Here is a 22,067-nt window from a genome sequence, read left to right on the forward strand (position 1 = left end):
CAAACGGTGGGGACCATAGCTGAAGATCGGGTGGCACCAAACAAGGTCGAACTACGCACAGTGATGCACGAATGAGGGCAGGCTCGGCGGTATCTGTGCTATGACCGAATAGCTCCCGACCGGTCGGCACCTCGGCCCCGGCCCGTGGCCCCGACCCGTTCGGGGCATCCCGAGCTGGCCTTTCGCTCCTTGCCGAGCGGGATGTGCCGCAGGTGTGCGGCCTCGCGGGACGCTCCCCGGTGATCCGCGGACACCGCGGTCATCACAGCCTGCGATCACTGCCCCCACAGGGAATGTATCTGGGCTGTATGTCGTCGACACGCAGCAGCGCCCGGTCAGCGGCCCCGGCTCCTACCGCTCGCCCGCGAGCAGCGCCGTCTGGTCGGCCTCGGTGTCGTTGCCCAGCTGCCGGAAGATCAGGACGGCGGCGCGGGCGCTGGACCGCGCCTGCTCGGGGTCGCCAGCCAGCCGGTGCGCCTCGGCGAGGGCGGCGAGGGCCCTGGCCTCGGCGTAGGTGTTCTGCGCGTCGCGGTAGAGCTGCGCCGAGGCGCCCAGGCGGTCCAGTGCCGCGGGCGCGTCGCCGTCGGCGAGATCGAGCCGGCCGAGGGCGTTGAGCGCCAGCGCCTGCCCGAACACGGAGTGGCTCGCTCTGCTCAGCTCCAGCCCGCGTTCGAGCACCGGCCGCGCCCTGGGGTGCCCGCTGCCGACGTAGAGCGCGCCGAGGTGCCCGTGCAGGAAGGCCAGCTGCACCGGGTCGCCGGACTCCTCGGCGATGGCGATCGCCGCCACCAGCGCCTGCTCGGCCTCGTGGGGCTCGTCCTGGTCGCGGCGGATGATGCCGATCAGGCCCAGCGCGACGCTCTGGTCGCGGGAGCTGCCCAGGTCCCGGGCGATGGTCAGGGCCCGGTTCGCGTAGTTGAGCGCTTCATCGTTGCGTCCCTGCTGCCGGCGCACGATGCCGAGTAGCTGCCAGACGTGCAGCTCGCCGAGGTGGTAGTCCGCTGCGCGGCAGGCCTGCAGGCTCTCCTCCAGCCGGGTGACGGCCTCGGCGTGCTCGCCGCGCGTGCGGTGCACCGTCGCGCACAGGTAGAGCGCGTCGGCTTCGCCCCGGGTGTGGCGTACCTGCTGGAAGAGCCGCAGTGCGGCGGCGGCGAGTTCGAGCTTGCGCCCGATGTCGGAGCCGGGTTTGGAACTGTGCAGGTCCGCGAGGTCGCGCAGCATGACCGCCTCGCCGAGCCGGTCGCCGGCGGCACGGCAGGCGGACAGCGCGGTCTCGTGGGCGTGCTGGCCGTCGTCGAAGAGGTCACGCAGCTCGTAGAAGCCGTGGGCCGCCGCGGCGAGTCCCCACGACAGGTCGGCGCGGCCGAGTCCGGCCGCCTGTGCGACGGCCGCGGCGATGGCCGCGCGTTCGGCCTCGAACCACGCCGACGGGGAGCCCGCGGCGGCTTCGACCCCGTCGCCGCCGGCAGCGGCCGGGCGGGGCGGCCGGATGTCGGCCAGGGTCGCGGCCGCCAGGGCCGCGCTGGCGGTCTGGGCCAGGGCAAGCCAGCTGTCCAGCGCACGCTCGATCACCGCGAGCTGTGCTGCCGGTGGTTCCTGCCGGGCCGGTTCCCGCGCGAAGATCCGCACCAGGCAGTGCAGTCCGTAGCGCAGCTGGCCGGCCTGGTCGACGCGGACCTCGTCGAGCAGGCGCCGGTCGACCAGGGCGCGCAGCACCTGGCGGTTCTCAGCCGTCGTCAGGTCGGCGGCCGCCGCCACCGCCCAGGCCGGGAAGTCGGCGGCGTCGAGCAGGGCCAGCCGGCACAGCGTGCGTTGCTCCACGGTGGACAGGCCCTGGTATCCGGCGGCGATGGTGGTGCGCACGTCGAGGTCGCCGATGCTGAGCTCGTCGAGCCGGCTTCGCTCGTCCACGAGCTGCTGGACGAGCCACGACATCGGCGTTCCGGGCGAGGCCGAGACGCGGGCGGCGGCGATGCGTACGGCGAGCGGAAGGTGGCCGCACAGGGCGGTCAGCGCGCTGGCGGCGGCCGGCTCGGCGGTGACGCGTTCGGTGCCGGCTATCTGCTCCAGCAGGCTCAGTGCGCAGGCCGGGCTGAAGACATCCAGGTCGACGAAGTGGCTGACATCCAGTGCCGACAGCCGCCGGCGGCTGACCACGACGGCGGCGCTGGGGCCGGAGCCGGGCAGCAGCGGCCGGACCTGCTGTTCGCCGGCGGCGTTGTCGAGCAGGATCAGTACCCTGTTCCCGGCCAGGCGGCTGCGCAGCAGGGCCGAGCGTTCGTCGGTGGTCTCCGGCATCTCCGATCCCTGGACGCCCAGCGCCCGCAGGAAGCGTCCGAGGACATCGCCCGGCGCGGTCGGCTGCGCGCTGTCGCCGTGCAGGTCGGCGTAGAGCTGGCCGTGGGGGTAGGCGTCACGCAGCAGGTGGGCCAGGCGGGTGGTGAGCGTGGTCTTGCCCACGCCGGCCCGGCCGGAGACCGCGACCAGGTGCATCGCCGTGCCCGGTCCCTGGTCGAGAACCTTCAGGCAGCCGGCGAGTTCCGTGTCGCGTCCGGTGAAGTCGCCGATGGAGGCCGGTGCCTGCCACGGTGCGTCGCGGGTCCCGTCGGGCTGCTTTCGGCCGGCGGCCGCCGGGGTCGCCGGTGGATCCGAGGCGGGCGGATCGTCGACGCTGTGCTCGGCGAGGATGTCGCGGTGGGCCTGGCGAAGGTGTGGTCCCGGTTCGATGCCGAAGTCCTCGGCCAGCCTGCGCCGCGCGTCCACGTAGGCGTTCAGCGCCTCTGCCCGCCGCCCTTGGGCGTTGAGGGCTCGCATCCACAGGGCGGTGATCCGCTCCCGGGCGGGATGCTCCTGCATGAGCTGGCTCAGCGGGCCGAGGAGCTTGTCGGCCCGCCCGGTGAGCAGGTCCGCCTCCATCCGTGCCTCCAGCGCGGCGAGGTGCAGTTCATGCAGGCGGGACGCGTAGGCGGCGATCAGCGGTGAGGTGGCCACCGCGGCGAAGGCCGGGCCGCACCACAGGGTCAGCGCCGCATCGAGCAGGCGGGCGGCCCGGTCGACGTCACCGGCTCGCAGCGCCTCCTGTCCGTCGGCGGCGAGCTGCTCGAACCGGTACGCGTCCACGGACTCCCTGCCCACGTGGAGGCAGTAGGCGTTGGCCTCGGCGGTGAGCACTGCCGTGCCGTCCTGGCCGATGGCTCGCCGCAGCGACAGGACGTAGCCGCGCAGCAGCGACCGCGCCGAGGCCGGCGGAGCACCGGACCACAGCTCGTCGGCGACGCGGCCGACCGGGATCGGCTCGCCGGCATGGATCATGAGGATGGCGAGCAGTGTTCGCGCCCTGCCCCCGGCTACCGCCTGCCACTCGTGCGCGCTGCGGATCTCCAGCGAGCCGAGACACCGAAACCGCAGGGACAACCTCAGCACCATCCCTCGATTGATCAACCAACCTGAATCCTACCGGGCGAGGGCGGCCAATGTGGACTGGACATCGTCACCGCTGAATCAGAAATGTATGGCGCTTGTATCCGTGCTGGCTAGCCTGCGCGGATGGCATACCTATGGATCGCTTTCGCCATCGTCACCACCATCTGCCTGCTCAATCTGCTCCTGGCCTTCGGCATGATCCGCCGTCTGCGTGAGCACGGCGCGCTGCTGTCCAAGATGCCGACCGGGCCCACGGCCACGGATCTGATCCTGCCGGCGGGCGCGCAGATCGGCTCGTTCTCAGCCGTCACCACCGCTGGTGAGGCGGTCTCCACCGCCTCGTTCGCCGACGGGACGCTCGTCGGCTTCTTCTCCCCCGGCTGCGCGCCGTGCCGGGAGCGCCTGCCCGAGTTCGTCGCCTACGCCGCCGAACTCGGTGGCCGGGACCGGGTCTTCGCCGTCGTCGTCGCCGATGTGGCCGCCGAGGCCACCGCCACCGTCGAGCAGCTGACCGACGTGGCACGGGTCGTGCTGGAGAAGGACGAGGGGCCGGTCGCCGCCGCCTTCGGCGTGAAGGGCTTCCCCGCGGTCGGTCTCGTCTCCGCCGACGGAACCATGGTGGCCAGCGGCTCCATGCTCTCCGGCCTGCCCCGGCCCGCCGCCGTATGACGACGGAGTTCACCGCCGCCGCCCCGCCCAGCCGCCGGGAGCTGCTGCGCGCGGGCAGGCTCGCGGCCGTCATCGCGCGCCGGGGGGCCGCCGCCACCACCGCCTCGTACGCCGTCTGCGCCCTCGCCGGGGCGGCGGTGCCGGTGGCCGCCGCCTGGCTCACCAAGATGCTGCTCGACCTGATCACCACCGGCGGGGCGCTCGCCACGGTCACGGCGGTCGGCTGCGGCCTCGCGGTCGCGGGCCTGGCCACCGCGGCGTTTCCGCAGCTGACCCAGTATCTGCGCACGCAGCTCGACCAGCGTGTCGCCCTGCTGGCACAGGATGAGCTCTACCGCGCGGTGGAGCGCTTCAGCGGGCTGGCCTACTTCGAGAACCCCGCCTTCCTGGACCGGCTCCGGCTGGCGCAGCAGGGCGCCGCCGCACCGGCTCAGGTGGTCGACGGTTCGCTCGGCCTGACCCGGGGGGTGCTGACCCTGCTCGGCTTCCTCGGCTCGCTCGCCGTGATCAGCCCGGTCATGACGCTGGCGGTCCTCGCGACGGCGGTGCCGACACTCCTGCTGGAGCTGCAGCTGTCCCGGCGGCGGGCGGCGATGATCTGGGACCTGGGCCCGACCGAGCGGCGCGAGTTCTTCTACCGCAACCTGCTCGGCAGCGTCGACGCCGCCAAGGAGATCCGGTTGTTCGGCACCGGCGGCTTCCTGCGCGGGCGGATGCTGGCCGAACTGCGGGAGGTGTTCGGGGCCAAGCGCCGGATGGACCGCCGCGAGCTGATCACCCAGGGCGGGCTCGCCGCGCTGAGCGCGATCGTCGCCGGGGCGGGCCTGGTCTGGGCCGCCCGGCAGGCGCGGGCGGGGGCGCTCACGGTCGGTGACGTCGCCATGTTCCTCGTCGTCGTGCCGGGAGTGCTGGGTGCGATGCAGCAGCTGATCGTGTCGGTGGCGCACACGCACCAGCAGCTCACCGTCTTCCACCACTACGCGATGGTCGTCGACGCCGCACCGGACCTGCCGCTGAGTGCCGACCCCCGCGCGCTGCCCGTGCTGCGGCGCGGCATCGAACTGAGCGACGTGTGGTTCCGCTACAGCGACGAGCACCCGTGGGTGCTGCGCGGGGTGAACCTGTTCATCCCGCACGGCACGACGGTCGGGCTCGTCGGCCTCAACGGCGCCGGCAAGAGCACCCTGGTGAAGCTGGTCTGCCGGTTCTACGACCCGGACCGTGGCAGCATCACCTGGGACGGCGTGGACCTGCGCGACGTGGAGATCACGGAGTTGCGTACGCGCATCGGCGCGGTGTTCCAGGACTACATGAGCTATGACCTCACCGCCGCCGACAACATCGGGCTCGGTGACATCGCGAGCATCGACGACCGGCCGGTGCTGGTCGCCGCGGCGCAGCGGGCGGGCGTGCACGCCGCGGTCACGGCGCTGCCCCGAGGGTACGACACGATGCTGAGCCGGATGTTCTTCGGCGAGTCCGACCAGGGCGACCCGGAGACCGGAGTCCGCTTCTCCGGCGGGCAGTGGCAACGGCTGGCGCTGGCCCGCGCGTTCCTGCGGGACAAGCGGGACCTGATGATCCTCGACGAGCCGAGCGCGGGCCTCGACGCGCAGGCCGAGTTCGAGGTGCACCAGCGGTTGCGCGAGCACCGGGCGGACCGGACGAGCCTGCTCATCTCCCACCGGCTGGGCTCACTGCGCGACGCCGACAGCATCGTCGTGCTCGCCGACGGGGTCGTCACCGAGCAGGGCGACCACGTGACGCTGATGGCCGCCGACGGCGCCTACGCGCAGCTGTTCCAGTTGCAGGCCACCGGCTACCAGCTGTCGGAGCAGGCGGGCCACGGCGACTAGAGCAGGTACTCGGCGGCGACGCGGTCCTTCAGGTCGCCCTCGTCGCCCCGGCTGAGCTTGTCCAGCAGCATGGTGGCGAAGCGTTCGCGGTTGCCGTCCCCGTACGACCGTGACAGGTCCCAGGCCGACCGCAGATCGGCCGCCATCTGGCTGCGCTGCCCCAGCCGCTGGTGCGCCGCGGCGCGCCACACCAGTGCCTGCCAGCTGTGATGGTGGGCCGAGGTGGCCCGGCACCGGGCGAGCGCGTCGGTCAGCCTGCCCACGGCGCGCAGATCGCTGCCGCGCAGGCAGTCGGTGATGCCCATCGCGGCCAGGGTGATCGCCTCGCCGGTGAGGTCCCGCTCGGCCTGGCGGACCGCCAGCGCCTGCTCGAACGAACTCTCCGCCTCCGCGTAACGACCCAGGCGGCACAGGACCTCCCCGGCCTCGTGCAGCGCGTGGCCCGCCGCCAGCCGCAGGCCGTGCCGGTCGTACAGCGCCGCGCCGTCCCGCAGCCGGGCCAGTCCCGACTCAAGGTCACCCGAGCGGACCAGTGTCCGGCCCAGCGCCGTGAGGCAGTCGGCGACGCCGTGCTCGTCGCCGAAACGGCGCCGCAGCTCGCCCGCCCGCTCCAGATAGGAGACGGCCTGGGCGAACGTGCCGCGGGCCCGGCAGACGGCGGCGAGGCACACCATCGCCTCCGCCTCGGCATGCCAGGCGGCATCACGCACGGCGACGGCCCGCGACAGCTGGGCGAGTTCGTCCAGGTCGTCCCAGCTGTCGTCGGCCGCGAGGTACTGGTGCAGGCAGGAGAGCAACAGCGGCACGAAGCGGGCGACGGCGGCGCGCTCGTCGGCCACCTGGCGCGCCAGCGTCAGCAGGTTGGCCCGCTCCTGATCCAGCCACGCCGTCGCCGCTGGCGCGTCGGCGAACTCCAGCCGTGGGACGGTCTCGAAGAACCCGTCGTCGCGGGCCGGCCGGAACGCGGGCTGTACCAGTTCCCAGGCCCGGCGCACCGTGCAGAGATAGAAGCACAGCAGGCGGTGCAGCGCCTCGGGACGGCCCGCGACGGCGAGGTCCCCGGCGAACAGCCGGACCAGGTCGCCGATCCGGAACCGGCCGGGCCCGGTCTGCTCGACCAGGCGCTGCTCGATCAGCTGGTCGAAGGCCGTCGCCGCCTGAGCCGATGACAGGTCGCCCAGGGCGGCGACCGCGGTGAGCGTGAACTCGTCGATGCGGACCAGGCCGAGCAGACCGAGCAGGGTCGCGGCGTCGCCGCCGACCGCACGGAAGCTCAGCTCGACGCTGGAGCGCACGGCCAGATCGCCGCATGCGAGCGTATCGAGCCGGGTCCGCTCGTCGGACAGCTGCCGGACCAGTTCGCCGATGCTCCACAGCGGCCGGGCGGCCAGACGGGCGCCGGCGATGCGCAGGGCGAGCGGCAATCGGTCGCAGAGCACCGTCAGGCGCGCGGTCTCCGTCGGCTCGGCCGCGATCCGCTCGGGTCCGCAGACCGCCGCCAGCAGCTGCGCCGCGGCTTGCTCGGTGAGGCGGTTCACCTCGATGTGCACGGCGCGGTCGATCGTCGCGAGCATCCGCCGACTGGTGATCATGACGACGGTGCCGCCCCCGCCGACCAGCAGTGGACGGACCTGCTCCGCGCTGGTCGCGTTGTCCAGCAGCACGAGCATCCGGCGCTGCACCACGAAGGACCGGTAGCGCGCCGACGCCTCCGCCTCGCTCTGCGGCATCTGATCGGCCGGTACGCCGAGCGTCCGGATGACCCGTCGCAGCACGTCCACCGGAGCTTGCGGCTGCCCGCCGGGGCCGCTCAGGTCCACATAGATCTGGCCGTCGGGAAACGACGGTGCGATCTGGTGGGCGACATGGACCGCGAGCGCCGACTTGCCGACGCCGCCGGCGCCGTAGAAGGCGATGGTCGCCACGTCCGCCAGCGCCCCCGTCGCCATCGCGACCTCCCGGTCCCGGCCCACCAGGCGCGCCACGTCCGAGGGGAGCTCCCGCGGGCGGATCTCCGCCCCGTCGGCGACCCTCGGCTCCGGCAGCAGCGCCGGGTCGCGGCTGAGCACAGCCTGGTAGAGGGCGGACAGCTCCGAGCCGGGGTCGACGCCGAGATCGCGGACGAGCGCGGAGCGGGCCTGCTCATAGGCGTCCAGGGCACCGGCGATGTCGCCGGTACGGTAAAGGCAGACGATGAGCTGCTGCCAGAACTGCTCCCGGAGCGGGTGCTCGTAGGTGAGCTGCCGTAGTTCCGGGATGAGCTGCGCGTTCTCGCCGAGCTGCTGCCGGGCCGCGACCAGCTCCTCGATGACGGTGAGCCGCTGCTGGTCCAGCCCGGCCAGGCGCGTCGCGAGCAGGCCGGACCGGCAGGTGTCCTCGCCGGCAGCGCCCCGCCATCGCGCCAGCGCCTCCCGGAAGGCGCCGACCGCCTGCCGCAGCTCACCACGGCCCATCGCGGCCCGCCCGGCCGCCGCGCGCTGGGTGAAGACGGTGACATCGAGCTCATCGTCGGCCGCCGTCAGCAGATAGCCGGGCGGGCGACCGGCGAGCCGGCTGTCACCGCTGCCGTCGGTCAGCGTCAGGCGCAGCTGCGAGGCGTAGGTGCGGATGTTCGCGACGGCCGAGGTGGGCGGATCACGTTCCCACAGGGTCGCGATGAGGCGGTTCACGGAGACGACACGGTTGGCGTCGAGCAGCAGCGAGGCGAGCAGCATCCGCTGTTTGACGGAGCCCGCGGCGACGGCGACCCCGTCGCGTCTGAGTTCCAGCGGGCCGAGCAGGCAGAACTCCCAACCCATTCACGCCTCCCGATCCCGTCGCCGATGTCGATGCTAGGCGTGCGGTGGCACGGCGGGTTCCAGCCGCTTGACCACCAGACCCCACAGCTGCTCGTCGGTGAAGTAGCCGCAGGTTCGGGAGTCGAAGCTGAGCTCGGCGTTGTCGCCGACCGCGACGAACCGGCCGGGGGGCACCGCCTGCTCGGCGGTGTGGCGCAGCGCTTCCACCGTGTCCCGCGGCACCTCGTCGCCCGGGACGGCGACCACCCGTTTGATCAGCCATGCGCCGGTCGCGTCGGCCCAGGCGTCATCGGCGACGACGGCGGACTTCGCCACGCCCGGCACGGTCCAGGTGGCGCTTTCGGCCAGCGACGGGCGCGCCACCATGACCACGTCGCCGCTGCGTACGCCGGCAAGGGCGGTGCGGCGCACGAGCACGCGGTCGCCCGGGTGCAGCGCCGGAGCCATGCTCTGGCCGTGGACCGTCACCACGGTCAGCCGCCCGCGCATCCGCCGGATCACCAGCACGACGCAGACGGTGGCGATCAACAATCCGGCAACGGCGACGGTCCACATTGGCCAAGCATGCCGCCGCGACATACAAAGCGGATACATTCCTGGATGCGTAGCGCGATCGGGCGGTTCGTGTACACCGCGGCGTTAGCGTCGGCTACCCGAAGAAAGGAGCTTCAATGATCAAGCTGATCGAGCGTATCAGTGACCGCATGACCGCATTCGTCGTGCCGAAGGCCGACGCGGCAGCGGCGTGCCCGCCGTGTTACGTGACCGGCTGCTACTGCAGCGGGACACGGACGCAGGGTTACCGCTACTGCTACGCCTACGACGGGTACAACTGCTACAAGGTCTACAACGGCTGCGCGAGCAACTACTACAACTGCAACTGACGTAGGCACGGCGTGGTGGCGGCGTGTACTCCGCCCCACCACGCTGCCCGCATACCTGTGACCCGGGGTCACCCGCGGCACGTGCCTGTTCGCCTTACCACCCACCCGCAGTCCGAACTGGACCACAGCCGTTGCGCTTGCCGCAGCGACGGGGTGTGCATAGGGTGTGGCGGTCAGTGACGGCGCGGGGAGGACGGACCTTGCGGTTTGGCATTCTCGGCCCGGTCGAGGCGTTCACCGGCGACCACACCGTCACCCTCGGCCAGCCGCGACACCGGGCCCTGCTGGCATACCTGCTCCTGCACCCGCACCGCGTCACCACCATCGACCAGCTCATCGGCGCCCTGTGGGGCGATGACGCACCCACCTCGGCACGCGACCAGATCCACGTCGCCGTGTCCGCGCTACGCCGATCCCTGCGCGCACTGCCCGCCGACACCGCCGTCCTCACCACCGCGGGCGGCTACCGGCTCACCCTCGACGGCGCCACCGTCGACGCGCACCTGTTCACCGACACCGTCGCCACCGCCAGGCAGGCCACCGCCGCCGGGGCGCACGCCCGCGCCGCCGGGCTGCTGACCGACGCGCTGGCACTGTGGCGCGGCGAGGCGCTGGCCGATGTACGGGCCGCGTTCGCCGCCACAGCCCGCCAGCGGCTGAAAGACCACCGCCTCGACGCCGAAGAGCAGCTCGCCGACGCCGAACTCGCCCGAGGCCGCCCCGAGCAGGCGATCAGGCTGCTCAGCGACCTCGTCGAGCTGCGCCCCTCGCGCGAGCGGCTCGCCGGACGGCTGATGCTGGCGCTGCACGGCTGCGGGCGCACCGCCGAGGCGATGCAGGTCTACGAGAACCTGCGCCGCCACCTGGCCCAGGAGTACGGCACCGACCCGGGTCCGGCCGTGCGGCAGGTGCATCTGCAACTGCTGCGCGGCACGCTGCGCGCCTCACCGCCGCCGGCCGGTCCGGACCGCACCGCCCGGGTCGTGCCCCGCCAGCTGCCCGCCGCCCCGGCCGTATTCGCGGGCCGCCGCCGCGAATGGGCCCAGCTCGACGGGGTCCTCGCCGCCATGCGCCCGCGCACACCCGCCGTCGTCGCCGTCGTCGGCACCGCCGGCGTCGGCAAGACCGCACTAGCCCTGAACTGGGCGCACAGCGTCGCCGACCGGTTCCCCGACGGGCAGCTCTACCTGAACCTGCGCGGGTTCGACGGCCGCCGGCCGATGGGCACCGCCGAGGCCGTGCGGACCCTCATCGACGCCGTCGCCGAAGACGTCCACCAGATCCCCGAGCGTCTCGACGCGCAGATCGGCCTGCTGCGCAGCCTGCTCGCCGAACGCAGCGTGCTGCTCGTGCTGGACAACGTCCGCGACGCCGAGCAGGCCCGGCCGCTGCTGCCCGGATCGGCCGCCAGCCTGACCGTGGTCACCAGCCGCAACCAGCTGCCGGGGCTGGTCGCGGCCGAAGGCGCCGAACCGGTGCTGCTCGACCTGCTGTCGGCCGCCGAAGCGCGCGAACTGCTGGGCACGCGCCTAGGCCCGCGTCGCGTCGCCGAGGCCGGTGCCGCTGTCGACGCCATCGTGCAGGCGTGTGCCCGGCTGCCGCTGGCGTTGACGATCGTGGCCGCCCGCGCGGCGACCTACCCTGACCTTGCGCTGTCGAGGCTGGCCGACGAGCTGCGCCCGGCCCGCCACGGGCTCGACCCGTTCGCCGGTCCCGACACCGAGGCCGGTATCCGGGCCGCGTTCCGCTGGTCGTACCAGGCCCTGTCCGCGTCCGGGGCCGCGCTGTTCCGGCTGCTGGGGCTGCATCCGGGCCCGGATGTGGCAGCACCGGCGGCGGCCAGCCTGGCAGCAGTGCCGCTGCGGGCGGCGCGACTGCTGCTGGTCGAGCTGGTCCACGCCAACCTGCTGGCAGAGCACGCCCCCGGCCGGTGGTCGATGCACGACCTGCTGCGCACGTTCGCCGCGGAGCTCGCCGAGGAGTCACTGCCCGAGCAGGAGCAGGCGCAGGCCGTACGGCGGCTGGTCGACCACCTGCTGCACACCGCGCACGCCGCCGACACCGTGCTGCAGCCGTTCCGCAAGCCGACCGCCCTTGCCCCGGCGCCCGACGGCGTGACCGTCCACCCCGTCAGCGACATGGACGAGGCCCTGGCCTGGTTCGACGGGGAACGCGCGGCGCTACTGGCGGCGGTCGACCGGGCCGCCGAGGCGGGCTGGGACGAGCAGGCGTGGCTGCTGGCCTGGTCGCTGGAGACGTACCTGGACCGGCGCGCCCGCTGGCGGGAGTGGCACGACTCGCAGCTGCCGGCGCTGGCGGCGGCGCAGCGCCACGGCAGTCCGTCGATGCGGGCCAGCTCCCACCGCGGCCTGGCGACCGCGCTGAGCAAGATGGGCCGCCACGACGAGGCCTACGGCCACCACCAGCAGGGGCTGGCGCTGTCCACCGCGATCGGCGACGGCCAGGGCGCCGCCCGCTCGCTGCGCAGCATCGCCTTCCTGCTGGAGGAGCAGGGCAGGCACGACGAGGCCCTGACTCACGCCCGCGAGGCGGTGGCCGTGTCCGACTCGCTGGGCGACGCGATGTCGGCCGCCCGCGCCCGCAACCTCGTCGGCTGGCTGCACGCGCAGCTCGGCGACCACCAGCAGGCCTTGGCGCACTGCCAGCGGGCCGCACGTGAGCTGGACGCGATGGGCAACCGCAACGCGCTCGCGCACACCCTGGACAGCCTCGGCTTCATCCACCGCTGCCGGGGTGAGGCGGAGCTGGCCGTGTCCTACTACCTGCAGGCGGTGCGGCTGTACCGGGAGACGGGCCACCGCTACGGCGAGGCCGAGAGCCTGATCCGGCTCGGCGAGACCCATCAGGCGGTCGGCGCGACCGAGGCCTGCGCCCAGGCGTGGGAGGCGGCCTCGGCGATCCTGGACGACCTGCCCAACGCGGTGGCGGCGCAGCTGCGCGATTCCATACCCATCTGAGCTGCGGGGGCGGGTGCGGGACCGGACCCGCCCCCGCAGGGCTCAGAGGGTCGTCGTGCAGGCGTACGGCGTCCAGGCCGAGTAGCCGTAGGCGTTGTACGAGCGGATCGCGAAGCACATGTACGTCCGCGACGCCAGCCCGCCCCAGATGTAGCCGGTGGCGTTCGCGCCGACGGTGACGGTCGATACGCCGTTGTAGATCTGGAAGCCGGTCTCGTTGGTCGACCGGTCCTGCCACGTCACCCTGATCTGGGAGGTGTTGAGCGGTGCCGCGGCCTGCCCCGTCGGCCCCGCGGGCGGAGCCGGTGTCGTCGCGCAGGCGTACGGCGTCCACGCCGAGGCTCCGGCGAGGTTGACCGCACGCACCGCGAAGCACATGTACGTGCCCGCGGCCAGCCCGCCCCAGGTGTAGCTGGTGACGTTCGCGCCGACGGTGATCGTCGAGACGCCGTTGTAGACCTGGAACGACGTCTCATTCGTCGAGCGGTCCTGCCACGAGACGCTGATCTGCGACGTGCTCAGCGCGGCGGCGTACGGGCTGGTCGGCACGGCCGGGATCGTCGGCGTCGTCGCGCACGCGTAGGCCGTCCACGCCGAGTATCCGGCCAGGCTGTAGGACCGGACCCGGAAGCACATGTACGTGCCGTTGGCCAGCCCGCCCCAGGTGTAGGCGGTGCTGTTGGCCCCGACGACCTGCGACGTGACACCGTTGGAGATCTCGAACCCGATCTCGTTCGTGGACTGGTCCGCCCACCCGACCCTGATGCTGGTGCCGCTGGCCACCACGGCGGTCGGGGAGGCGGGCGCGACCGGGATCGTCGGCGTGGTCGCGCAGGCGTATGCCGTCCACGCCGAGTATCCGGCCAGGTTGTAGGACCGGACCCGGAAGCACATGTACGTGCCGTTGGCCAGCCCGCCCCAGGTGAAGGTGGTCGTGTTCGCTCCGACGACCTGCGAGGTCGTCCCGTTGGAGACCTCGAATCCCCATTCGTTGGCCGACTGGTCGGCCCAGTTCACCTTGATACTGGTGCCGGTGGGCGCGGCCGCGGTGGGAGAGGTCGGCACGGCCGGGATCGTCGGCGTGGTCGCGCAGGCGTTGCCCGCCCACGGCGAGTGCCCGACCAGGTTGCGCGAGCGCACCTGGAAGCACCGGGTCGCGCCGTTGGCCAGACCCGCCCAGGTGTACGAGATGGACCCGGCGGCCACCGCGACGGTGGACGTGCCGTCGCTGACGTCGAAGGCGGTCTCGTTGCCGGAGTTGTCAGCCCAGTCGACGCGCACGCTCGTGCCGGTCACGACCGTGGCGGTGACCCCGGACGGGGCCGCGGGCAGTGACGGCGTCGTCGCGCACACCGGTCCGATCTCCGCCGACGCGCCGTAGGCGTTGAACGCCCGTACCCGGTAGCAGTGGGTGCTGCCCGGCGCCAGGCCGGTCCAGGTGTGGGTGGTGGCGTTCGCCGGTGCGTTCGCCGTGGTCGCCCCGTCGGTGACGGCGAAGCCGTCCTCGGTGTTGGACCCGTCCACCCAGCCGATCTTGATGCTGGCGCCGTCGGCCGCCGGGGTCGCGGTCGCGCCGGAGGGCGGGGCGGGCTTGCCCTGGAAGGTGAACTTCCACTGGTCCTTGCCCGGGTAGCGCAACCCGTTGACGATCTTGTTGACGCGCCAGATGTACGTGCCGACCGGCAGCGGCGGGTAGAACGACGACAGCGGCAGCGCGAGACTGCCCGTGCTGCGCGTCATCGTGTACGACGGCGAGTCCGACGGCGCGAGTACCACCTCGTAGGTCGCGGCGGCCGCCTGCGTCATCCCCGAGTCCGTCCTGCGGCCGCCGGCCGCCGCCAGGGCCACCGCGTCGCGCCACTGCAGCTGCTCGGCGTCGGTGTTGTACGCCCCGTCGGTCGCGCCGTTGCAGTGGTCGTTGACGTACCCGGAGCGGGCCAGCCGCACGCCGCCGTTGACGTCGTACAGCCCGAAGCGCCGCCCGGTGTCACCGAAGTCCTTCAGCGTGAACCACGTCCCGGCCACCACGTTCGGCATGCCCGCGATGTGGTCGAACGCGCTGACCAGGTTGAAGCACTGCTCGGCCTCGGTGGTCTCCTCCCCGTGGTTCGGCACGCCGTCGTCGTCGGGCAGCCGCCACCCGAACTCGGTGAGGTAGACCGGCTCCCCCGCGAACTCGAGCGCGCTGTTCGAGGTGAACTGCCACACCATGTTCCACAGCGGCTGGTGGGTGCCGGTGTCGCCGGTGTAGGTGGTGCTGTCGATCGCCTTGACGTACGGGTGCAGGCCGATGCCGTTGATCGTCGCGCGCAGGTTCGCGTAGTCGAAGTGGTCGGTCCACTCCGGGTGCGCGCCGATCTCCGTGCTGACCTGCTGCAGGTAGCCGATCGGGTCGTTGGGCGTCACGCCGCCGCTGACGACCTTCTTGGCGTCCCCGCCGCACTGGTGAATCTTGTCGGAGGTCCGGGCGAGCAGTTCGGCGAAGACCACCTCGGACAGGTACGACCCGCCGGGCAGGTTCGGCTCGTTCCACACCTCCCACGCGTCCACCCCGGCGTAGGCGCCGTCGCAGGCGATCGCGGCGGCGTGCGCGGCGAAGTCCGCGGGCACAGCGGCCGAGGCGAAACTGCTGCTCAGGAGACCGATGACCTTCATGTCGGGGTCGAGGGCGCCGAGCAGGTTCGCGTACGCCCCGCGGGCGCAGCCGCCGGTGTCGGCCGCGCCGCGCAGGTCCAGGCGCAGCCAGCCGCTGCGCTGCTGCACCTCGGTGTCGGCCAGCAGCAGGTTGCCGGAGTCGGTGTACGCGCACCCGGCGTCGAGATTGATCACATCGCCTGCCTGGATGCCCTGGCGGGCGCGCAAAGTCACCGCCCCTGCGGCCGTCTGGCCGGCCACCTGGACGAAAGCGGCACCGAGCAACGCGATGCAGAGCGCGGCGAGGACCCTGCTCAGGCCGCGCGGCCTGACCTGACGATATCTGGGCACGAACGGCCTTCCCTGGACTTCGGATGAGTCGACGGCGAGACAGGTGCTGGTCACGGGCATCGCGCGACGCTCGGGATGAAGCCGGTGTATCCGGTGTCGGTGTTCACGTCCGGTACGAACTGATTGGTGCCGATCCGGTTCCAGACGTTGCCGGTGCCCCACTTGCCGGTGACCGACTGGCCGGCCTTCTGGCAGTAGATCGTCACGTAGGTGCCGTCGTTGCGGGACCCGGCGACCGGATAGGACGTGCCCGGTGCGGAGTACAGGTTCTGCGCGCCGCTGTTGGCCGTGTCGATGTACCCGGCTCCGGTGCCCGCCCCGTCGCAGGCGTTGCTGCTGGTGTAGTTCCGGCTGCCGTAGTACAGCGCCTCGACGCCGTCGAACTTCACCCGCACCGAACTGCCGTTGAGGCGCTGCTCGTAGTGCAGGTGCGGCCCGGTGGAGTTACCGGTCGAGCCGACGATCCCGACGGGCGAGCCGTAGCCCACCTGCGCCCCGACCGCGACGTACCAGTTGTTGAGGTGCGCGTAGTAGGTGGTGTAGCCGCCGCCGTGGTTGATCCGCAGGTACTTGCCGTAGCCGCTGGCGCCCTGGTCGCCGACGAGGTCCACCATCCCCGGGGCGCTGGCGTACACGAGGTCGTCGACGTCGTCGGCGCGGTTGAAGTCCACGGCGTTGACCGGGCTGTGGTCGGTGCGGGTCTGCCCGCCCCAGACCTGACCGCACGGGAACGGCACCTTGAAGACCGGCGCGGCCAGCGCCGGAGCGGAAGGTACGACGATCGCGGCGGCGACCAGCACGGTCACCAGGGCACGCGGAAGGAGTCTGCGCATGGGTTTCTCACCCCATTCGGGAGTAGGTGGGAAAGGCGGTTCACACGCGAGGGCATGAACCGGTGCGCACATCCTGGGGCCGACGTCTTATCCAGCGGCTTGCCGAAACCTGGCGAACCGCTTGCCGGTTCCTGGACACCTCCTCCGCCAGTCCGCCGTTCCAGCACGGTCCATGCCGACGCGATCGCGAGTCCGGAGTTCGTCGAGTCCCCCACCGGGGTGTACCACGTGTTCAGCGGACCGGTGAGTGGGAACGTCTGGGAGACCTACTGGGGCGGCCCACACACCAAGACCAACTACATCGTTTCGTCGTCGGGTGCACCCGTCACCGCGCTCGACTTCGAGATCACACGCTGACTGCGCGCGGCGGCGCGCCCTGCCGGTGACCGCAGGCAGGGCGCGCCGCCGTCCGCAGCCGCGGTGCACCCCGTCGCCGCGGCTGCCGCGCAGTCATCGAGGACTGCGCCTGACTGGGCAAGATGTGGCATGTTGAGTGGTTAATCGACAGCGTCGGGGCATCAGAAGCCGTGGTCCGCCATACCGTTGAACTCGAGGCTTACTGCCACGACATCGCTCCGACGCTCGCGTTGCCGGCTGGTGGGGACAGCGACCTGGTTCCCCGCGTACACGAGGAACTCGTCCGGTTCCGATCCTTGAGCAGCGCCTGAACCGGCCCGCACAGTTGCGGCGTCGTACGGCCGGCTTCGCAGTGGGCACACAGCCGCCAGCACTCCCCCAGCGGCTGCTGTCCGCCGCCGCATCAGCTCGGGGCCGTGCACGGCACGGGCAGGTCGCCCCACGACGACCGGCCCGTGCCGTCAGCTGCGATGCCGGAACGATCGCAGCACCGGCTCGCCGAAGATGTCGACCACCGGGCCGTTGACGGTGAAGCGGTCCAGGTTCACCAGGTGGTACTGGACGCCGAACCACAGCGGCAGCAGCGGCAGGTCGGCGCAGACCTGCGCCTCGGCTTCGAGGTAGAGCTTCCGCCTGTCCTGCGCGGGCCCGGTGGCCCGCGCCTCGCTGACCAGGCGGTCGACGTCGGCGCTGTGGTAGCGGGTGTAGTTGCTGCTGCCGATGGAAGCCGAGTGGAACAGCGGGTACAGAAAGTTGTCCGCGGATGGGTAGTCGATCGCCCACGTCATGCGGAACAGCGTGTCGGCGTGCTTGAGCCAGGCCAGGAACTCCGGCCACACCATCGGATGCGGTGTGACGTGCCAGCCCAGGTTCGTGTTGAGCTGGTCGATGACGCTGTTGACCCAGGCGTCGTGGCCCAGGCCCGCGTTGTATCTGAACTCCATCGTGACCGGCTCGACGCCCTCGCGCGCGAGCAGATCCCGGGCCGCGGCCGGGTCGTAGCGGACACCGGTCAGATCGGACCGGTCGTCCCCGGTCAGCGCGGGCGGCAGGATCCGCTGTGCCAGCGGGCGGGTGCCGCTGAAGGCGGTGTCGATCACCGACTGGCGGTCGATCGCCATCGCGGCCGCGCGCCGCACCGCGGGGTTGTCGAAGGGGGCGACCTCGGTGGGGAAGCCCACGTACTGCATGAGCGCGCAGGGCGTACGGCGGAACGATTCGCCCAGCGGCAGTGCCTGCGCGATGCGTGCCGGCGGCACCTTGACCACGTCGAGTTTGCCCTGGTGCCAGTCGTGGTAGGCCTGCTCGACATCGTCGTAGATGCGGAACTCCAGCCGCTCGACGTGCCCGCCGCCGCCGTCGGGGAAGGCACCGTTGGCACCGTGATAGCCCGCGAACCGCTCCAGCGTCAGCCCCAGCCCGGGCGCCCAGGGCCGGACGACCCGGTACGGCCCGGTGCTGACGGGCTGTACCCGGAAAGCCTCCGGATCACCGTCGGCGAGCTCCTGCGGAACCGCCGCGGTCACCCGGTGCCCGAACACCGACGCCACCTCGTGGAACGGGCGCTGCAGGCGCACTCTGAGCAGGTGGCGGTCCAGTGCGAGCACTCCGCTGAGCGTGTCGGCCCGGCCTTCCCGCACTGCCTCGAAACCTTCCACGAAGGCCAGATGGTAGGCCAACTTCGAGCCGGTGGCGGGGCGTACGACCCGGGACAGCGAGTAGACGTAGTCGGCTGCGGTGACCTCGCGGCCGTGGTGGAAGCGCACTCCGGGCCGCAGCCGGAAGTCGATCGACGTGCCGTCGGGGGAGACTTGCCAGCTCTCGGCGGCGGCAGGCCGGGCCTCTCCGGTGTCCGGGCTGTAGTCGACCAGCGGGTCGGCGAGGAACCGCAGAAGCAGCGCGCCGTCGTGCTCGAAGCCGTTGCTCGGGTCGATCGAGGACGGTTCGCCGATGAACACCCGCACCACATCGTGGGGGTGCGGATCGTCCGTCAGGTGATGGTGGGTCATGTGGTTGCGCCTTCCGTCTCACGCTCGATGGGGGTGCGAAGGGTGAACCAGGCGGGGTCAGCCAGCCGGTGCGCGAGGGCCATCAGCTCCGCTGCGCTGTCCGCGTCGGCGGCGACCCTCGCCAGTTGGCATGCCGTCCCGACGGCGGAGTCGACCACCTGGCCGGCGCGGACGATGTGGTGCACCCCGCGTACCCCGCCGACCTGCTGAAGCTGCTCCGCTGTCGGTGCCTGGACGACCTCATGGCGGCCCTGCGGCGGCTGCGGTGTCGCGTAGAGGGCGTAACGCCGGCAGGTCACCGCGACGTCGGCGGGCAGGCCAGCGGACAGTCGGGCGAGGTTGAGCGGCAGGTCGTAGCCCGCGGCGAGCATGAGCAGGTCGGCGACCTTGCCGCCGGGGCGGCCGTTGACCTCGATGATGCGCGGTCCGGCGGCGGTCAGCTTGACTTCGGTGTGGGTGACGCCGAAGGTGATGCCCAGCGCCACGTGGGCCGCCCGGACCTGGGCGACGACCTCATCCTGCTCGTCGAGGGGCCGCCAGGAGGGCAGCAGGTGCCCGTTCTCCCGGTATGGCGCCGACAGCGGCAGTTTGTCGCAGACGGCGAGCACGGTCATCTCTCCCCCGACGACGACGGCCTCGACCGACAGGTAGTCGCCCAGCCCGCCGGCCATCCGGGCCGGATCGCCGACGAACTCCTCCTCCAGCAGCATCACCGGGTGGTGGTGGGCAACCCGCGGGTCCACGCGCGTCAGCTCCAGCCCGTGCCGCCAGCAGACCGCCAGGTCCTCGGCGCGCTCGACCCGGAAGGTGGCGAGACTGCCCATCCCGACGGAAGGCTTGAGGACTGCGGGAAACGACGCGTGCCGCTCGGCCTGGCGTACGTCGTCGATGGTGTGCAGCTGGCGCTGCTGCGGCACGGGCACCCCCGCCGCGGCCATCCGGGCGCGCTGGACCCGCTTGTCCTGCAGCGCCTCCAGCACTTCGGGCGGGTTGCCTGGCAAGCCGGCCTGCCAGGCGGCCCGCTGTGCGATGTGGACGACCCGCTCGCTGAAGGCCGCCACTCCCGCCACGTCGCGCTCGTGGAGCAGTGAGCCGGCCACCGCCGCCATGTCCGGTGCGGCGAGCACGGCGGTCACCTTGCCTCCCGCCTGGGTGACGCTGGCCATGGCGGCGGCTCGCTGCGCGCGTGCCTCCTGCGGCTCGACGGCGAGCCAGACCACGTCGACGTGGAATTCTTTCAGCAGCGAAGGAAGGTATGCGGAGGGGTGCGGGCCGCCGGGGGCGTCGAGCACAATGAGGCGAGGGCGTTCGGTCACGACGCGGCTCCCCTTTCGGTCGGGTGCGGGGCGAGGGGCAGGCCGAGTTCGGCACGCAGCGCGTCCGCTCGCTCGGCGACGCGGCGCTGGGCCTGCTCGCGAAGCTCGTCGGGCCACCGCACCACGCCATAGGTGGGGACCGGCCGGCAGCCGCGGGCCAGCTTCGCCGGGTAGCTGCCGGAGCCGAAGGAGAACTCGGCGACCCCATTGTCGATGCCCCACTGGATCGGCTCGTAGAACAGCATGTTGAAGTAGGCGAAGTCCGCGCCAGTGGCCTCATAGTCGAACCCGACCAGGCGCAGGTGCAGCCGGTCGCCGTCCAGCAGCGCCAGGCTGAGCCCGACGGGAACGCCGTCGCGTTCGCAGAGGAAGACCCGCACCTGGTCGTCGACGGTACGTCCGAGATGGCCGTAGTCGGCCAGGATCGACTCGACCGAGCCCGGCGCGGAGTACCGGCGGCGGACGGCGAGTTGCAGCCGGGCGGTGCGCTCGTCGAGTCCGGCGGTGCCGTGCAGGACCCGCACGCGCAGGCCCGACTCGGCGAACTGGCGCCGCTCCCGGCGGATGTTGGTCCGCCTGCCCTTGTGCAGCGTGGCGAGGTATCCGTCGAAGTCGGACCAGTCGCGCACGAGCACGGTCTGTGCCGCGGCCAGAAATGGAGGCCCGGCCTGCAACGCATCGGCGACGTCCTGCGCCGCCTGCAGGTCGTCGAGGTAGAGGAAACCGACCGCGCGGCAGCTCTCCTGCTCCGCGAGGTCGGCGGTCGCGCGAGCCAGCCGGCCGCGCACCCGCGCGCGCTCCTGCGGCCCGAGGTGGCCGGCGGGCAGCAGAACGCAGTGCGCGCCCGACACCGCCGCGACACCGTTCGGGAACAGCGCCTCCGGCGACTGCTCCATGCCGACCAGCGTGCTCAGGTCATACAGCCGAAGTACCCGCCGATCCGGGACCAGCCGCAGCGACGACAGCCCGATGAGCCGCCCGGTGTCGTCACTGAGGGTCAGGTAGCGCAGGGCGCCCCCGGCCGAGCTCTCGCAGTATCGCAGCCAGCCCGGCGAGTCGTAGAGGCGTCCGTCTGCGGTGAGCAGTCGGACCTGCTCCGCCGGCAGGTCGTCGGCCCGCGAGTAGACCCGGATTCCCGCAGCGATGGTGGTGCTCACAGCGCCAGCCTTCCGGTGAGGAGTGATTCGACTGTTCCGCCGAGCAGCACGTCGCCGCTGTCGGTGATACGCAGGTGCAGCTTGCTCTGCCGATGCCGGTCCGGTGGACCCTGGCACACCGCGATGTCGCCGCGCCGTCCCTCCGCCGCCGCAATCCGGCCTACGCCGAGCACGGCGCCGCCAGTGGCGTTGTCCTCCCGCCCGGACAGCGAGGTGGTGAACACCCGGACCCGCTGGCTGCCGTCGTCGGCGGTGGACTCGAGCACCAGACCGTTCGCGCCGGTCCGCGCGCACAGCGTCAGCACCTGTTCGGGCGCGATGTCGAGGCTCTCCAGTTGCGCGGAGTCGGCGCAGCGCAGATGAATCCGGCTGCGTGCCTGGCGCAGCAGGAGCGGCTGGGTGCCGGGGGCCGGTTCGGCCCGCACGAAGCCCGGCCATGACGTGGGCACCGGATCGGGACCCCCGCTCAGCTCCCGGGCCCAGGTGAGCGTCCCTTCCCGGTGGACCTCCATGGGCTCGCCACCGCCGTGGCGGACCAGCCGCCGCTGCCCGTCGGCGACGCCGAGCGCGCTCAGCGCGGCCAGCGAGGTTTGCAGGCACTGCGCTAGCTCCTCGACCGGCGAGAAGGTACGCAGCACGATCTCGCCGGACCCGGTGGAGGTCACGTACGCAGTGTCTGGAACCGCCAGCCGTGCGGCGATCACCGCGTGGTCGAGGCCCGCGGTGGGGCCGAGGATCACGACAGTGTGGTTGCCGCCCAGCAGGCCGTCGGCGAACACCCGCCCCCACCATGCAGTCACGC

Annotated in this window: 13 protein-coding genes; 4 read left to right on the plus strand and 9 right to left on the minus strand. The window is 72.2% G+C overall.

Annotated elements, in window-relative coordinates; genetic code table 11:
* Positions 1–351: 351 nt before the first annotated feature.
* Positions 352–3,414: an AfsR/SARP family transcriptional regulator gene (locus HAV40_RS03895; protein ID WP_166379022.1), complete on the minus strand. Its 3,063-nt coding sequence runs from the start codon at positions 3,412–3,414 to the stop codon at positions 352–354.
* Positions 3,415–3,546: 132 nt separating this feature from the next.
* Here HAV40_RS03895 and HAV40_RS03900 point away from each other — a divergent pair, with 132 nt between their 5' ends.
* Complete coding sequence (locus HAV40_RS03900; RefSeq protein WP_166379024.1) at positions 3,547–4,092, plus strand: TlpA family protein disulfide reductase; 546 nt, start codon at positions 3,547–3,549, stop codon at positions 4,090–4,092.
* The gene (locus HAV40_RS03905) at positions 4,089–5,948 is read left to right on the plus strand and encodes an ABC transporter ATP-binding protein (RefSeq protein WP_166379026.1); all 1,860 of its coding nucleotides are present in this window, start codon (positions 4,089–4,091) and stop codon (positions 5,946–5,948) included. The genes HAV40_RS03900 and HAV40_RS03905 overlap by 4 nt, the downstream gene beginning before the upstream one ends.
* On the opposite strand, the gene HAV40_RS03910 is transcribed toward HAV40_RS03905, so the two are convergent.
* Together HAV40_RS03910 and HAV40_RS03915 are read right to left on the minus strand one after the other, a co-directional pair.
* Positions 5,945–8,746: an AfsR/SARP family transcriptional regulator gene (locus HAV40_RS03910; protein ID WP_166379028.1), complete on the minus strand. Its 2,802-nt coding sequence runs from the start codon at positions 8,744–8,746 to the stop codon at positions 5,945–5,947. The genes HAV40_RS03905 and HAV40_RS03910 overlap by 4 nt on opposite strands.
* A gap of 33 nt (positions 8,747–8,779) precedes the next feature.
* Positions 8,780–9,301, minus strand: coding sequence for a S26 family signal peptidase (locus tag HAV40_RS03915; protein ID WP_166379030.1), 522 nt, complete (start codon positions 9,299–9,301; stop codon positions 8,780–8,782).
* A gap of 116 nt (positions 9,302–9,417) precedes the next feature.
* On the opposite strand from HAV40_RS03915, the gene HAV40_RS03920 reads away from it, so the two are divergent.
* Together HAV40_RS03920 and HAV40_RS03925 are read left to right on the plus strand one after the other, a co-directional pair.
* Positions 9,418–9,630 carry a hypothetical protein gene (locus HAV40_RS03920; RefSeq protein ID WP_166379032.1) on the plus strand — a complete coding sequence of 71 codons (213 nt, stop codon included), beginning with the start codon at positions 9,418–9,420 and terminating at the stop codon, positions 9,628–9,630.
* Positions 9,631–9,830: 200 nt separating this feature from the next.
* Entirely contained in the window at positions 9,831–12,608 is a 2,778-nt protein-coding gene (locus HAV40_RS03925) for an AfsR/SARP family transcriptional regulator (protein ID WP_166379034.1), read from the plus strand.
* Between the two features lie 42 nt (positions 12,609–12,650).
* Here the strand turns inward: HAV40_RS03925 and HAV40_RS03930 are convergent, their stop codons facing one another.
* From HAV40_RS03930 to HAV40_RS03955, 6 genes are all read right to left on the minus strand, one after another.
* Positions 12,651–15,593: a fibronectin type III domain-containing protein gene (locus HAV40_RS03930; protein WP_166379036.1), complete on the minus strand. Its 2,943-nt coding sequence runs from the start codon at positions 15,591–15,593 to the stop codon at positions 12,651–12,653.
* A 50-nt stretch (positions 15,594–15,643) separates the two neighbouring features.
* Positions 15,644–16,426: a M23 family metallopeptidase gene (locus HAV40_RS03935; protein WP_166379038.1), complete on the minus strand. Its 783-nt coding sequence runs from the start codon at positions 16,424–16,426 to the stop codon at positions 15,644–15,646.
* 818 nt (positions 16,427–17,244) lie between these two features.
* Positions 17,245–18,792, minus strand: coding sequence for an ABC transporter substrate-binding protein (locus HAV40_RS03940; RefSeq protein ID WP_166379040.1), 1,548 nt, complete (start codon positions 18,790–18,792; stop codon positions 17,245–17,247).
* On the minus strand, positions 18,789–20,108 hold the full coding sequence (locus HAV40_RS03945) for an ATP-grasp domain-containing protein (protein WP_166379042.1): 1,320 nt from the start codon (positions 20,106–20,108) through the stop codon (positions 18,789–18,791). The genes HAV40_RS03940 and HAV40_RS03945 overlap by 4 nt, the downstream gene beginning before the upstream one ends.
* Positions 20,105–21,265, minus strand: a complete 1,161-nt coding sequence (locus HAV40_RS03950) for a GNAT family N-acetyltransferase (RefSeq protein WP_166379044.1) — start codon at positions 21,263–21,265, stop codon at positions 20,105–20,107. The genes HAV40_RS03945 and HAV40_RS03950 overlap by 4 nt, the downstream gene beginning before the upstream one ends.
* Entirely contained in the window at positions 21,262–22,065 is an 804-nt protein-coding gene (locus HAV40_RS03955) for a PhzF family phenazine biosynthesis protein (protein ID WP_166379046.1), read from the minus strand. Before HAV40_RS03955 ends, HAV40_RS03950 begins: the two co-directional genes overlap by 4 nt.
* Between the last annotated feature and the right edge of the window lie 2 nt (positions 22,066–22,067).

The organism is Catellatospora methionotrophica, assembly GCF_011297335.1.
GTDB lineage: Bacteria > Actinomycetota > Actinomycetes > Mycobacteriales > Micromonosporaceae > Catellatospora > Catellatospora methionotrophica.

Coding starts and splice junctions, on each gene's coding strand:
- HAV40_RS03940 (WP_166379040.1), bottom strand. CDS start 18,792: ATGACCCACCATCACCTGACGGACGATCCGCACCCCCACGATGTGGTG.
- HAV40_RS03910 (WP_166379028.1), bottom strand. CDS start 8,746: ATGGGTTGGGAGTTCTGCCTGCTCGGCCCGCTGGAACTCAGACGCGAC.
- HAV40_RS03900 (WP_166379024.1), top strand. CDS start 3,547: ATGGCATACCTATGGATCGCTTTCGCCATCGTCACCACCATCTGCCTG.
- HAV40_RS03935 (WP_166379038.1), bottom strand. CDS start 16,426: ATGCGCAGACTCCTTCCGCGTGCCCTGGTGACCGTGCTGGTCGCCGCC.
- HAV40_RS03905 (WP_166379026.1), top strand. CDS start 4,089: ATGACGACGGAGTTCACCGCCGCCGCCCCGCCCAGCCGCCGGGAGCTG.
- HAV40_RS03920 (WP_166379032.1), top strand. CDS start 9,418: ATGATCAAGCTGATCGAGCGTATCAGTGACCGCATGACCGCATTCGTC.
- HAV40_RS03915 (WP_166379030.1), bottom strand. CDS start 9,301: ATGTGGACCGTCGCCGTTGCCGGATTGTTGATCGCCACCGTCTGCGTC.